Source organism: Flavobacterium sp. WC2421, from assembly GCF_040822115.1.
Classification (GTDB): domain Bacteria; phylum Bacteroidota; class Bacteroidia; order Flavobacteriales; family Flavobacteriaceae; genus Flavobacterium.
The window spans coordinates 1,305,683-1,321,597 of sequence record NZ_CP162004.1 but is presented as its reverse complement, the minus strand read 5'-3'; the positions used below and the strand labels follow the sequence as shown (position 1 = coordinate 1,321,597).

The 15,915-nt window shown below is 34.3% G+C and carries 8 protein-coding genes; 4 read left to right on the top strand and 4 right to left on the bottom strand.

Translation table 11 applies throughout. The features are described from left to right. The first annotated feature begins 266 nt into the window (after nt 1–266). The 4 genes from AB3G33_RS05575 to acs are packed head-to-tail and all read left to right on the top strand — an operon-like array spanning nt 267 to nt 7,191. Entirely contained in the window at nt 267–2,978 is a 2,712-nt protein-coding gene (locus AB3G33_RS05575) for an ATP-binding protein (RefSeq protein WP_367773253.1), read from the top strand. Then, nucleotides 2,975–3,337 (top strand): response regulator transcription factor, encoded by a 363-nt coding sequence (locus AB3G33_RS05570; protein WP_367756813.1) that lies wholly within the window; start codon nt 2,975–2,977, stop codon nt 3,335–3,337. The genes AB3G33_RS05575 and AB3G33_RS05570 overlap by 4 nt, the downstream gene beginning before the upstream one ends. 18 nt (nt 3,338–3,355) lie before the next feature. Continuing rightward, nucleotides 3,356–5,257, top strand: coding sequence for an acetate--CoA ligase (locus AB3G33_RS05565; RefSeq protein WP_367773251.1), 1,902 nt, complete (start codon nt 3,356–3,358; stop codon nt 5,255–5,257). A gap of 26 nt (nt 5,258–5,283) precedes the next feature. After that, nucleotides 5,284–7,191, top strand: coding sequence for an acetate--CoA ligase (acs, locus tag AB3G33_RS05560; RefSeq protein ID WP_367756809.1), 1,908 nt, complete (start codon nt 5,284–5,286; stop codon nt 7,189–7,191). 113 nt (nt 7,192–7,304) lie between these two features. Here the strand turns inward: acs and AB3G33_RS05555 are convergent, their stop codons facing one another. The 4 genes from AB3G33_RS05555 to AB3G33_RS05540 all read right to left on the bottom strand — a co-directional run bounded on the left by AB3G33_RS05555 (nt 7,305) and on the right by AB3G33_RS05540 (nt 15,881). Next, entirely contained in the window at nt 7,305–10,163 is a 2,859-nt protein-coding gene (locus tag AB3G33_RS05555; protein ID WP_367773249.1) for an alpha-amylase family glycosyl hydrolase, read from the bottom strand. A 62-nt stretch (nt 10,164–10,225) separates the two neighbouring features. After that, the gene (locus AB3G33_RS05550; RefSeq protein WP_367773247.1) at nt 10,226–11,305 is read right to left on the bottom strand and encodes a SusE domain-containing protein; all 1,080 of its coding nucleotides are present in this window, start codon (nt 11,303–11,305) and stop codon (nt 10,226–10,228) included. 20 nt (nt 11,306–11,325) lie between these two features. Next, the gene (locus tag AB3G33_RS05545) at nt 11,326–12,921 is read right to left on the bottom strand and encodes a RagB/SusD family nutrient uptake outer membrane protein (RefSeq protein WP_367773245.1); all 1,596 of its coding nucleotides are present in this window, start codon (nt 12,919–12,921) and stop codon (nt 11,326–11,328) included. A gap of 17 nt (nt 12,922–12,938) precedes the next feature. After that, entirely contained in the window at nt 12,939–15,881 is a 2,943-nt protein-coding gene (locus tag AB3G33_RS05540; protein ID WP_367773243.1) for a SusC/RagA family TonB-linked outer membrane protein, read from the bottom strand. Nucleotides 15,882–15,915 lie beyond the last annotated feature (34 nt).

Here is a 15,915-nt window from a genome sequence, read left to right as displayed (position 1 = left end):
AATCCCTTGATTCATATATTAAACAAGGCATAAAGATGGTGATACACTAATTCTGTTGTAGAGCAAAAAGTTCTTTAATATGAAAAAAAGACACGAACAAAAGTTGGTTATCCTTTCAATACTAATGTTATTAGTATTGAACATTCCTCTTTTACTTTTATTTGACAGTTCAAAACCCCTTTTTGGCTTTCCAATCGTGTATATCTATATTTTTTCGGCTTGGCTTTTTTCAATTGCTATAACCTTTCTAATCATAAAAAAATATTATGAGTAGTATAGGTCTTTTATTTATTTTAGCACTTTATGTGTCCATACTCTTTTATATTGCCTATTGGGCAGAAAAAAGAAGCCACTCTAAATGGACAAACAATCCCTACATCTATTCCTTTTCACTAGCTGTCTATTGTACTGCTTGGACTTATTATGGCAGTATAGGTCTTGCTGCAAATTCAGGATTAAGTTATTTACCAATTTATGTAGGTCCAATCATAATTATACCCACTTGGATGATTATCCTCAAGAGAATTATCCGAATTTCAAGAGTGAATAAAATATCCAGTATTGCCGATTTTATTTCCCTTCGTTATGGGAATAGTAGATTTCTAGGAGCATTAGTTACCTTGATTTGCATTTTTGGGATTGTTCCCTATATCGCTTTACAACTAAAATCGATTTCAGATACTTTTCATATTGTCACTAAAACACAATCAAATTCTAATATTTTCAATGATACCACTACCTATGTTTGTCTTGCTTTGGCATTATTTGCTTCTTATTATGGGACGCGCTATGTAGATGCCTCTGAAAAAAGACGTGGAATAGTAACGGCAGTAGCTATCGAATCCATATTAAAATTAGTTTTCTTTTTGATCATCGGGATTTACGTAACCTATTTTGTTTATGATGGTTTTGGGGACATTTACACTAAAGCAGCTATTCTTGAAAATTTTGAGCAAAAAAATTCTATCGGCGGGTTGAGTGAAAGCATTAATTGGTTTTTTCTTTGTGTATTATCCATGTTTGCTATTTTTCTATTACCTCGACAGTTTCATACCGCAATTATTGAAAACAATAAAGAAACTCATATTCGAACAGCGATTTGGTTATTTCCATTGTACTTATTACTTTTCAATATTTTTGTATTCCCAATTGCTTGGGGAGGAAATATTTTATTTGAAGGACAAGGGTTAAATTCAGATACGTATTCCTTATTAATCCCTCAATTTTTCAATAATAGTACGCTTACTGTATTAGTATTTCTTGGTGGGTTTTCGGCGGCAATATCAATGATTGTTGTTTCATCTATCGCCTTAGCTACGATGCTCAGCAACAATCTTTTAATTCCTTATGGATTCATAGGTTCCTTAGAAAATTCTTTACAAGAAAAAAACAGTAAACGAATCCTAAACAGTAGAAAAATAGGTATTTTTTTACTTATCCTTTTGGCATATGCTATCTATAAAATTTTTATTCTGGATTACACATTGGTATCTATTGGATTAGTATCTTTTGTGATTATTGCACAATTAGCCCCTTCTTTTTTTGGTGCTCTATTCTGGAAAAGAGGTTCTAAAAATGGTGCTGTAACTGGAATTATACTTGGTTTCACTATTTGTTGTTATACACTTCTTGCTCCATATGCTATTGGAATTACAAAATCGACCAGCTTATTTATTCAAGAAGGACCTTGGGGCATTGGACTACTGAGACCATTCCAGCTTTTTGGATTAAATTATTTAGACCCCATTCCGCATGCAGTTTTTTGGAGTTTATTATTCAACTTAATGAGCTATGCTGCCATTTCTGTAAGTTTTAAAGGAAATTACAGAGAACGCAATTATGCCGAAATGTTTGTCGATATTGACAAATACATCACCAATCATGAGAATGCTTTTGTATGGAAAGGAACGGCATACATATCAGACATTCAAAAAGTGTTGCAACGTTTCCTGGGTGAAGAAAGAACCAAACGTGCACTTACTATTTTTAATTTAAAATACAATATCGATAAAAACATTACAACAGCCGATGCTCGATTTATAAAATTTGCTGAAAACTTATTAACGGGTCATATTGGTACGGCTTCCGCCAAAATTTTAATATCAAGTGTAATTAAAGAAGACAAAATCAGTTTGCCAGAAGTACTTCGAATTCTAGAAGAGTCAAAAGAAAATATTATCATCAATAAAAAACTAACGGATACTTCGAATGAATTAAAAAAAATATCCCAGCAGTTAAAAAATGCCAATCAAGAATTAATAAATAAAGACATTCAAAAAGATGAATTTCTTGATACAGTCACACATGAATTAAGAACACCAATTACAGCCATTCGAGCTGCAAGTGAAATCCTTCATGATGACGAAGACATTCCAGAAGAATTGAAAAAACGATTTTTGCAAAATATTATTTCCGAGTCCGATCGATTGAATCGTTTAATCGATAAAATTCTGGATTTAGAGAAATTTGAAACTGGGAAACAAAAACTGTATTTATCAAAAAACAACATTTCTAAAACAATAAAAAATACTATAGAATCGGTAAAACAATTGATAAAAAATAAGAATATTGAGGTAGAATTTCATCAAGCTCAAAAAGAAATAAAAGCCTTTTATGATGAAGAACGGATTGTTCAAGTAATTCACAATTTATTATCGAATGCTATAAAATTTTGCCCTGAAAAAGAAGGGGAAATTACCATTACTATAGTCGAAAATAAAGATGTTATTGAAGTCCAAATTCACAATAATGGCAAAGGAATTAAAGAAGAAGATTTTGAAGCTATTTTTGATAAATTCTATCAATCTAGAAACCAAAATGTCAAAAAACCCATTGGAAGTGGTTTAGGCCTAGCCATTTGCAAACAAATAATTGAACATCACAAAGGGAAAATTTGGGCCAAAAAGACAAAGACCGATGGGGCCACTTTTATTTTCACATTACCTAATTACAATACTACTGAAACTACACTGCCATGAAGAAAATTTTAATTGTAGATGACGAACCTAATATTGTTATGTCTTTGGAGTATACTTTCAAAAAAAATAATTTTGAAGTTTTCATAGCACGTGACGGTCAAGAAGCCTTAGACATTTTACAAAACCAACTACCAGACATAATCATTCTCGATGTAATGATGCCACTGGTTGACGGTTTTGCCACATTAGAACAAATAAAAAAAGATGATCGATTACAAAATTGCAAAGTGATATTCCTTTCTGCAAAAAACAAAGAAAAAGACATAGAAAAAGGCCTCTCATTAGGTGCTAATTTATATGTAGTCAAGCCCTTTTCATTAAAAAAATTAGTAGAACAAGTACACGATTTATTGCAATAATTTAGAAGTAACCAAATCATGAATTACAACGATTTTTATAATAAAAGCATTAAGCGGCCCGAAGAATTTTGGGCAGCACAAGCAGATACTATTGAGTGGTACAATAAACCACAAATAATTTTATCAAAAGATGAAAAGGGCTACCCGCTTTGGTATAAAGATGGGGAACTGAACATTTGTTATTTGGCATTAGACAAACACATACAGGATGGCTATGGAGATCAAACGGCAATAATTTATGACTCTCCTGTAACTCAAACAGTCAAAAAATATACTTTTGAAGAAGTCAAAACAGAAGTTGCCAAACTTGCTGGAGGCATGCAATCATTAGGATTAAAAAAAGGAGACACGGCTATAATTTATATGCCTATGATTCCTCAGGCCGCTTTTGCAATGCTAGCATGTGCCAGAATTGGAGTAACACATTCGGTTGTTTTCGGCGGATTTGCTCCGCACGAATTGGCAATTAGAATTGATGATTGTAAACCTAGACTAATTATTACTGCTTCTTCAGGAATTGAAATCGACCGTCTCATAACCTACAAACCATTAGTAGACGAAGCAATTGAATTAGCATCACATAGACCTAAAAAAGTAATTGTATTCAATCGAAAATTAGGCGCTAAAGTTCCGTTTAAAAAATACGATGTTGATTATGATGCCTTAGTGTATGGCTCAGAAGAGACCCCTTGTATTCCTGTAAATACTTTACACCCATTATATATTTTATACACATCTGGAACAACGGGAAAACCGAAAGGAGTGGTAAGAGATACTGGTGGTTATGCTGTAGCACTGCAATTTTCAATGCAATACATTTATAATGTAAAAAAAGATGAAGTGTTTTGGGCGGCCTCAGATGTGGGTTGGGTTGTGGGTCACAGTTTTATTGTTTATGGCCCCTTAATCAATAGAAATGCTACTGTCATTTTCGAAGGAAAGCCTATAAAAACGCCAGATGCAAGCACTTTTTGGAGAATTATTGCAGAGCACAAAGTGAATGCCATGTTTACCGCTCCTACTGCAATTCGAGCTATCAAAAAAGAAGATCCTAATGGCGATTTTATAAAAAAATACGATTTAAGTTCTTTAAAAACACAATTTTTAGCTGGTGAACGTTGTGATATTGCTACTTTAGAATGGTATTCAAAACACATATCTGTTCCCGCGATTGATCATTGGTGGCAAACAGAATCGGGTTGGCCTATGATAGCTAACATGATGGGAATAGAACAATTACCAGTTAAACCGGGTTCGGTAGGTAAAGCAGTGTGCGGGTATGACATTAAAATATTTAATGAGGAAGGAATTGAAGTTGGCCCAAATGAACAAGGATATGTAGTTATACAATTACCCTTACCTCCTGGAACCTTACTTGATTTATGGAATGACAACCCTAGATTTAAAGTGGGTTATTTAACCCAATTTCCTGGATATTACTTCTCTGGAGATGGTGGTTACAAAGATAATGATGGTTACATTTTTATCACTGGAAGAGTCGATGATGTTATAAATGTAGCAGGGCATCGCCTATCCACTTCTGAAATGGAAGAAATTGTTTCATCCCATCAATCCGTCGCTGAGTGTGCAGTAATAGGAATAAATGACGCACTAAAAGGACAAATACCTCTAGCTCTTGTAGTTACAAAGTCAAATGAAGATATTGAACATTTTCAATTAGAGCAGGAAATTATAAAATTAGTCCGAAAACAAATTGGAGCAGTAGCATCATTAAGAAACGTAGTGATTGTAGAACGATTACCCAAAACACGTTCGGGGAAAATTTTAAGAAAATTAATGCGTAGTATTGCAGACGGTGATTCTTTCCAAATTCCATCTACTATAGACGACGAGGCTATAGTTGAGGAAATCGATGCTATTTTAATAAAATATGAGATTGGCATTTATAATAAAAAATAACACTAACTATATTAAAAATTACAAAAATGAGTCGTTACAAAATAAATAACCTAGAAGAATACTTTAAAGAATATAAAAAATCAGTTCGTGAACCTAAAAAATTCTGGGACAAAATCGCATCAGAAAACTTCACTTGGTACCAAGAATGGAGTAAAGTTGTCGATTTTAATATGGCTGAAGCCGAAATAAAATGGTTTGAAGATGCAAAAGTAAACATTACTAAAAACTGTATCGACAGACATCTTGCAAAAAAGGGTGATAAAACGGCTATCATTTTTGAACCTAATGATCCAAAAGAAGAAGCATTACATATTTCTTATACTGAATTGCATCAACGTGTTTGTAAAATGGCAAATGTGTTGAGAGATCAAGGCATTCAAAAAGGGGATCGCGTGTGTATTTATTTACCCATGATTCCTGAACTAGCTATTACCACTCTGGCTTGTGCTAGAATTGGAGCCATTCATTCTGTTGTTTTCGCAGGGTTTTCGGCTTCAGCTGTAACAACTAGAATAAATGACAGTGATTGCAAAATGGTAATTACGTCAGATGGTGGATATCGTGGTAACAAAACAATTGACTTAAAGGGGATTATTGACGAGGCTTTAATAAACACTACTTGTGTCGAAAAAGTGTTAGTGGTAAAAAGAACCAAAACGGATATAAAAATGAAAGAAGGTCGCGACCAATGGTTACAACCCCTTTTAGATCAAGCATCAGATAACAATACTGCTGAAATAATGGATGCCGAAGATCCTTTATTCATTCTTTATACTTCTGGCTCAACTGGAAGACCAAAAGGAATGGTACATACTACCGCAGGTTATATGGTCTATACTGCTTACACATTCAAAAATGTATTTAATTATGAAGAGAACGATGTTTTTTGGTGTACCGCAGATATTGGTTGGATAACCGGACACTCTTACATTCTATACGGACCATTACTAAATGGCGCAACTACAGTTATATTTGAAGGCGTACCATCCTATCCTGACTTTAGTCGTTTTTGGGAAATTATCGAAAAACATCAAGTAAATCAATTTTACACAGCTCCTACCGCAATTCGTGCTTTGGCAAAAGAAAGCTTAGATTATGTACAACGATTCCCACTTAAATCTTTAAAAGTAATTGGCTCAGTTGGAGAACCAATCAATGAAGAAGCTTGGCACTGGTATAATGATCATGTAGGAGATAAAAGATGTCCCGTGGTAGATACTTGGTGGCAAACAGAAACGGGAGGAATCATGATTTCACCAATCCCATTTGTTACCCCAACAAAACCAACTTATGCCACGTTACCATTACCCGGAATTCAACCGGTATTAATGGATGAAAAAAGAAATGAAATTGAAGACAATCAAGTAGTAGGATCTTTATGTATTAAATTTCCTTGGCCAGGAATTGCCAGAACGATCTGGGGCGATCATCAACGCTATAAAGAAACTTATTTTTCAGCCTTTCCAGGCAAATATTTTACCGGGGATGGTGCTTTACGTGATGAAGTAGGGTATTACCGAATTACGGGTCGTGTAGATGATGTAGTTATTGTATCTGGTCATAACTTAGGAACAGCTCCTATTGAAGACGCCATCAATGAGCACCCAGCAGTTGCTGAGTCCGCTATTGTAGGTTTCCCACACGACATAAAAGGAAATGCATTATATGGTTATGTTATTCTAAAAGAATCAGGGGAATCTCGCGACAGAGAAAATTTGATGAAAGAAATCAACCAACAAATCTCAAATCAAATTGGTCCAATTGCCAAGTTAGATAAAATACAATTTGTTTCTGGTCTACCCAAAACACGTTCAGGAAAAATTATGAGAAGGATTCTTCGTAAAATAGCCGAAGGAGATTATTCTAATTTTGGGGATACCTCTACATTATTAAATCCTGAAATTGTGGATGAAATAAAAAACGGCAAAATTTAATTTTATAATTTTTATTATAGCAAAAAGCGACTTCATTCATGAAGTCGCTTTTTTTATAAATAAGAAAAGCTGTCTTTTCAGAACAGCTTTTCAAACAAACCAAAACAACTTAATTATTTTTTAATAAACTTCATTACTTTCACTTGATTCTCTTCGGTATGCGCTTTAACAACATATATTCCCTGACCTAAATCGCTTACCCCATATTGAAAAGTAGCATTTTTATTCGTTTTGAAACTCTTCATCAATTGTCCTGTAATAGAAAAAATTTCTACTTTAGTTACATCACTGTTGAGTGTAAAGTAATTTTCGACTGGATTAGGATACAAATAAATTGAATTATCCTTATGTTCGAAATTAGCAATTGCCAAAGCAGCCACTTTATTTCCGTATATTCTAAATTCTCCAGCTGGAATATTAATTGTAGCGCTAACGTTTGTAACATTAATAGAAGTATTATCCATCAAGTTATACCAAGTTCCAGTATATGGAAAGCCCGTTGCTACATTTTGAGCTGACAGGTCAAAATTAGCCAAAATTAACACATCTTTAAGTTGAGTCGATGCCAAAGCACTGTTGGTAATCTTAATATTTGGAGTCAGCGAAGTCCCACTAGCCATAGTTGCAGTACCTACGAAAACGGGTTCATTTATTTTTAAAGCAATCATTTTAGCCCAATCTGTATAGATTTTACCTCTGCCAGCATCCCCTAACCAATTATTAACCCATTGTGGTTGTGGTTTAGTATCTAGTTTACAATCTCCAGCCGTTGCATCAGAAGAAGTGTTTACTGTTCCATTGTTACAAGAAAAAATGGACAAATCCCAACCCAATTCTCCGAAATGCCAAATCATCTTTGGTCCTGGAACTAATAATGTAACCGCACCTAAAGCTGACATTCTAGTAAGAGCAGTACTTGGTGTTTTTACATTATAACCATTTAGATTAGCCCCATATTGTATGTTTTTATACATCAATCGTTCTTCATCGTGACTTTCAGCATAACCCATCAATCTATTTTTAGTAAATCCATGAGCCGTACTGTTCATTCTAGAAATATCATTATTAGAATTGTATCCCATAGTCAATTGATTGTAAGGATCAGTCATCTTTCCCCACATCATTATCCCTTTACTAGGTGATTCAGTAATTCTATAATTTGCCCATTCCTTTTCCTCAGTATCTGTTCCTAAGTGTTCAAAAATAGTATAATGTGTTGGATCCAAACTCCACGAATAATCCGCATAATCTTTCAAAATCGCAACTCTGTCCGCTTGATACGCATTTGTGCAAGACTCATCATTTGCAGTACAATTTTGCGTAAACCCTTTGGTTAAATCCCAACGAAAACCATCAATTTTGTACTCTTCAATCCATTGCTTCACCACTCTTTTTACATAATTTTTTGTCAATAAAGAAGTATGATTAAAATCCTCACCAACACTATAACTGTGTTTAGCTACTGTATTAAAATAAGGATTTTCGGCAGTTGCGCTTCCAAAGCCATCCCCATCTGGATCATTCATCCACATCCTTACCATTGGATTTCTTCCAAAAGCATGATTTAAAGCTACATCAAGAATAACAGCAATTCCGTTTTGATGACACAAATCAATAAATTCTTTTAATTTATTTGAAGGTCCGTAAAACTTATCCAAAGCCATGTGAAAAGAGGTATTGTAACCCCAACTCTCATTACCTTCAAATTCCATTACGGGTAATAATTCAATTGCATTTATTTTTAAATTCTTGAAATAATCAATTTTATTAATCAAATCTTGAAAATTTCTATTTGCATCAAAATCCCTTACTAAAACTTCATAAACAACTAATTTTTCTTTCTCTGGCTTTACAAAATTTGTAGTTGCCGTACTCCATGCGTAGGGAGCTTGACCCGTTTGTAAAACAGTTACCTCTCTCTCCTGGCCTACTGGATAAGCAGGAAGATTAGGATAAGTTGAAGAAGGAATATAAGGATCGTCATAAGGAGAAAGAACTAATGTCGAATAAGGATCAGCTGTTTTTACTAATGCTGGAGAATTGGCAATTGGGGTTGTTTCACCCACCCAATATTGGTAACTATAATTCGTTCCAGAAACTAATCCGGTCAATTCCAACCAGAATTTTCCTAATACTGGATCCTTTTTCATTGCATAATTAGAATTAGGTTGCCAATCGTTAAAGGTCCCCGCAACATATATAAAATCCTTCAATGGAGCATCTAAAACTAATGTCGCTTTTGTAGGATCTGTTGAATTATAATTAATTCCATCTAATAATCCCGAAGGCATTTCCACAGATGCTGCTCCTGGATTTACAATAACCGAAAACTTTTTTAAAACTGAAGTGGCTCCTTGCGTAATTTCCAATACATAATTCTGGTTTGCAGTTATATTATTATGATTGAAAGTATAATTAGAGGTACTTATATTGGTATTAATACTTGAACCGTTTGATTTCAAATTATAACTTGCATTCCCACCTGTATTATTCGCGGTAATACTCAAACTTCCACCTGATGAAATTATTGTTGAGCTATTTTCAGTTGGAGAGGTCAATGTCGCTTGAAAGGCTCCCACATTAAAAAAAGTATCAGCGGTTTGCATATTTCCAGCATCATTCCTTAAAACCACACATATCTCAGTAATAGAGCTTGTCGTTGGAACACCGAAATAGGTATATAAATCAGGTGTTAAATCTAATTTATAAGTAGTTCCAGAAACCAAAATTAATTTGGGTTGTGTAGTATTATTTCCCCAAGTACCTTTCACGTTTTGCCATCTTGTTCCATTCACCGTCAATCCAATATGCGCATAGATTGTCCCTGAATAAGTAGCTAAAGTAGTTCCTGTTTTATTAAAATTAAGAGTAACGATTCCATTTGCGATTGCAGGTGATGGGTTACTAGTAAATTGCGCAAAACTTAATGAGGAGATTAAAAAAAGTAATAATAAAAGTAAAAATTTCTTCATGGTTTTTTGGTTTTAATAGAAAAGGCTACCGTAAAGATAGCCTTTTCAAATATTAAAAAATATTATTGTTTAACCATAGTATAAGTATAAGCTCTAGGGTTACTTAAATCTAAAGTAATCAAATAAGTCCCAGCAGTAGTTCCAATATTTGTACCTCCACCTTCAAGAGTTCCATCGGCTCCAGTATCACCAAAGTTATAATCCCAATTGTTATTAGCTCTAAATTTCATTCCATTATCTGGAGCTGATTGAGTAGTTAAAGTAGCTATCAAAGTCCATTTTTTTGTAACTTTATCATAAGTCATTGGCGTATCAGCATCCCAACCTCCTGGTGTAGCATTACCTACAATTCCCCAAACTTGTTTAGTGGCTTTGTAAGTTAATTTTTCAGTATCAACTTCCATTTTATAAAATCCTGCAGCAGGAATTTTAAGATTATCAGGTCCAGATAACAATAATGTTCCTGGTGTAGCTCCAGCAGCATATTCTCCTGGTTGTGACCATGCAGGAGCGCTAGTAAATTTATATTCAGCATTAGCATCATTAAAATTAATGTACCCTTCAAAATCAACCTTTCCATAACCCGAAGCAGCTAATTTAGGAGATGAAGCAGGATCCCAATCTTTAGCGTAACCAGAAGCTTCTGCATATCCTCCTGGAACCCATAATTTAGGGCTTTCGGTAGTATAAGGAGTTACAACAATTCCAATTACATTAGAAAACATATTTGTTGTTCCTACAGTTGCTTTAATTCTAACTTCCATTTCAGAAGGAGAAAATGGAGTAGCATTAAGTGCCAATGCAGCACCGTTCATTGATTCTACTGATACCGAAACTTGATTATCAGAAGGCAAAGCACTCCCTATTTCTTTAGGAGTTTTAAATTCATTCCCCTTAGTGTCCATTTCGACTACATAGTTCACTTGAACATCTCCTCCAAAATTAGCTGATTTCCAAGTAAAACGTTCCGCTTGTGCAGCTGCATTTTCTGGAGTCAATATGTAAGCCACCCCGTCTGTTGGAGCTGTTAAAACAGGTGAATCAACACCTTCGATAACTGGTCTATCTTGAACGTCTTCAACGCTACATGACAAAGCAACTACCGCAAATAAAGCAATTATTGATCTAGTTATATTTTTCATTTTATATATTTTTTAAATTATTAGTATCCAGGATTTTGTTGTAACTTTTGATTTGATGCCAATGCAGTTGCAGGAATCGGGAATAAATTTCTATACGATTGTGTTGGAGATCCACTAGCGGCTCCACCTTTAAAAGGCCATAAATAAGCTCCACCAGTAAATTTACCAAAGCGAATTAAATCCGTTCGTCTATGTCCTTCCCAGTGCAATTCTCTTGCTCTTTCATCAAGAATAAAATTCAGGTTTAAATCACCTTCAGAAATTGTTGCTCCTTTTGCTCTTGTACGTAAAGCGTTAACGTATGTTGTTGCAGTAACCATATTAGCACCTGCTGCACCTCTAACGGCGCATTCAGCATACATTAAATATGCATCTGCTAAACGGAAAATAGGAAAATCTGAATCTGAAAAATCTCCAGATTTATCAGAACCTTGTACTCCGTTGACATCAACATTTCTAAATTTTTGAATTGCATATCCATCCGTAAAAGTTCCTAAATCTTTTATTTCTTTAGTTTGACCGTCTGTATAAAATTGTCCACGTGTATCAGTCGTATTTGCGTCAAATTTATCTACAAAAGCAGCTGTAGTTCTTATTCCTGCCCAACCACCGTTAATACCAAATTGTGCAGCATTCATTGAACCGCCTACTGCAGCGTGAGTTAAGAAAGTTGTTCCCCCATACGTTTGGGTATGAATACCATCAAATGCAATGGCAAAAATGAATTCGTTTTGAGCTCCATTTTTATCATTATCAGCAAAAAACAATTGGTTGTAATTTGCATGTAGACTATATGCTGATCCATTTATTTTAGTAATTAACGGCACTGCTTCAGCATAATGATCTACACCAATATATACTTTTGCATTCATATACAATTTAGCCTGTAACATCCAATCAGCAGCTTGATCTACACGATACTTCTCATTTGTTTTTGGCGCTTTTAATTGCCCTGCTATTGCAGTTAATTCTTCGTCAACAAATTTGTATAATTCTGCTCTAGTAGCATAATCTGGATAGTAAAAATTAGTTGGAGAATCTTCGGTAACTAATGACCCAGCACCAAATGTATCAATCAAATGCCAATACGTCATTGCTCTCAAAAAACGGGCTTCAGCTCTGTAAGTAGCAATCTCGCTTTTTAAAGTTGCATCCACACCTCTAGCTGCCAATTTCTCATCAGTAGTTTGGCGCAAAAATTCGTTACAGTTCACAATTTGAAAAGAGAAACGAGCAAAAGTAGCGTTAATAAAACTATCCGAAGATGTCCATGATTGTGAATGAAAATCTTTAATAGTTCCATCATTCCATCCTATAACTGCCTCATCAGTTGTTAATTCCTGCATCATCCAATACCCTCTAATGTATTGACTTGTTCCCTCGTCGATTCCTGAAATATCAGGTTTTCCTGCAGGACCTTGCTGCCCTGAAGTGGCAAAACCTGCATATAGTTTGGCCAAATTTTGCTTATACGATTCCGGCGTGCTGAAAAACTCATCACCAGAAACCGAATCTCCGTTGTCTGGAGATTGGATTAAATCATTGGTACATGATGGAAATGTAAGGACCAACAGTAACAAAGAAATACCCAATAGTTGTTTATATATATTTTTCATTTTTCTTATTATTTGTATTAGAAATTAACGTTTAAACCTAACGTAAATGTGATTGGTCTAGGATATAAATTTTTATCAATACCTCCAGAAATCTCTGGATCTAAACCATCATACTTAGTGATTGTTAAAATGTTTTGTGCAGATAATGTTAATTTAACTAATGATGTAGCATTTTCTTTTTGATTAAAAGTATATCCAACACTCACATTATCCAATCTGATAAATGAAGCATTTTGGATGTAATAATCTGAATGCAATTGAAAATCATTTGATTTAGTAAAACCGGTTTCTAAAAGGTTAGCAACTCCGTTATTTAAATCGGTATTTCTCGTTAAAACATTATTATAAACCCCTTTATTAGAATCTACGTTGTTATAATTATAATTACCCCATGAACCTCTCCAGTTCATTCCCATATCCCAGTTTTTATAAGTTACACTTGTATTAAAAGCATAAAAGACATCAGCTGCTGGTTTATGAAAACGGTATTTATCACTTTCATTAACGATACCATCTTTATTTCTATCGATAAAAACGCCTTCAAGTGGTTTACCATCGGCTCCATACGCTTGCTCATAAACAAAGAATGAATTTGGCGCATAACCAACTTGATGACTTTGAATGTAGTTTCCTGTACCTCCGTCAATTGACCCCACATCAGTTATACCAGGAGTGTTGTCTTGAGTCGTAGTTAATTTAGTGATTTTAGAATCTTGAAAAGTTACATTCCCACCAATAGTCCATTGAAAATTATCATTTCTCACTGGAATAACTTCAGCAGCTAACTCGATTCCCTTGTTGTCGATTGTCCCAATATTATAGTTGTCTTGATTTGAGAAACCAAAGAAAGCCGGATTGTAAGTAAACAATAATAGATCTTTAGTAATTCTTTGATAAGCATCAGCACTACCTGTTATTCTATTATTGAACAATCCAAAATCAAGACCAACGTTTACTGTTGTTGTTTGTTCCCATTTCAAATTGCTATTGTACGGCTCTGGTCTATAAGTAGTATAAAAAGTATCCCCTATTTGATATTGAGCAGCATTATTAGACGCTAAATACAACGGAATTGAAGGATACGATTTACCAATATTTTGTTGTCCCGTTATACCCCAACCTCCTCTTAATTTAAGACTAGAAATAGCTTCCACATCTTTCAAGAAGTTCTCTTGGTTTAATTTCCATCCCACAGCAACTGCTGGGAAGTTTGACCAACGGTAATTCTCTGTAAATCTAGATGTACCATCTCGTCTCAAAGACATTGTCAATAAATATTTATCTGCAATGGTAATGTTTGTTCTTGCAAAAAACGATTGCAAGTTGATACGTGTTGGCGTAAACAACTCATTATTAGTCACTCCTCTTTCAAAATTATAAGAAGACTTGTTTTTTGATTCTTTAAAATCTTGGTACGTATATCCCCCTGTCACATCAAATTGTGTATCAATAGACTCAACCTTCTTATTGTAGTTCAAGTACAAGTCCATTAATTTATTATCACGAGACTCTAAATTTTTATACGTATTGTTATATCCTGAACCTGAAAACCCATTACGGTAATCTGCCGCTGTATTACCATATCCAGTTCCAGTCATTTGATCATATCCAAAATTAGCTACGGCTTTTAAGTCTGGAAAAAAATGCAATTTATAATCCAACTGAACGTTTCCAATACTTCTATAGAAACTACCATAGTTGTTTTGTTGTTCGATTTGAGAAAGTGGATTAACTCCCGCTAATTGATTGATTTCAGTAGGAGAAGTTTGCCATTGAAAATAAGTACCATCAGCATTTCTAACTGGTTGTGAAGGATCAAAGCTAACCGCTCCACCAACAGCACCTGTAGTACTGTAATTACTTTTTATAACAGATGTATTATTATTTATTTCAATTTTCAAATGTTTATCAAAGAAATTTCCAGTAACATTAGCCCCAAGAGAAGTTCTTTGCATATTATCTCTTTTTAAAATTCCATTCAAATTAGCATATCCTACAGAAGCTCTGTACACTACATTATCAACACCACCACTTAAGGCAACATTATGATCCGTTCCAATTGCTGTTCTATAAATTTCATCTTGCCAATCTGTATTTGCAGTACCTACAAGTGCTTGTTGAGCTGCATTTCCATTTGCTGCAACAAACTCTTTAAATTGAGTACTTGATAATGCATCTACTTTTTTAGTAATTTCAGAAACCTGAAGATTACCATTATAAGAAACTTGCAATTCTCCTGCTTTTCCTTTTTTAGTAGTAATAATGATTACACCATTAGAAGCACGTGATCCATAAATTGCTGTAGCAGAAGCATCTTTTAATACTGAAATAGATTCAATATTATTTTGATTAATAGTAGATAATGGATTTCTACCACCCTCTACACCACCATTTGCAACTGGCACACCATCAATTACATATAATGGATCATTACTTGCTGATAGTGAAGACCCACTTCTAATTCTAATAACCGGGTCAACTCCAGGTGAACCACCACCATTAATAATTTGTAAACCAGCTACTTTTCCTTGAATCATTTGATCTGCAGAAGTTACAGGCCCCTTGTTAAAATCTTTTGCTGATAAAACAGTTACGGCTCCAGTTGCATCTTTTTTCTTAACAGTACCATAACCTACTTGGATAACAACTTCTTTCAATTGATTTTCATCTTCTTCTAAAGAAACTGTCAGTGCTTTTTGAGCAGCATAACTAACAACGATATTTTTATATCCAATAAAAGAAAAAACGATTTTATCGCCTTTCTTCACATTTACTAATTGAAATTTACCGTCGAAATCAGTGGAAACGCCATTAATAGCGCCTTGTACATTTACATTTACCCCAGGAATTGGTTGTCCTGATATTTTATCAAGAACTGTCCCATTAAGAGTATTCTGAGCCAGAATACTAAAAGGCAATAGCAGTACTAAAAATAACAACTTTTTATAAATTGTTTTCATACTTTTTGTTTAAATTAATTTGTTTTTATTGAAC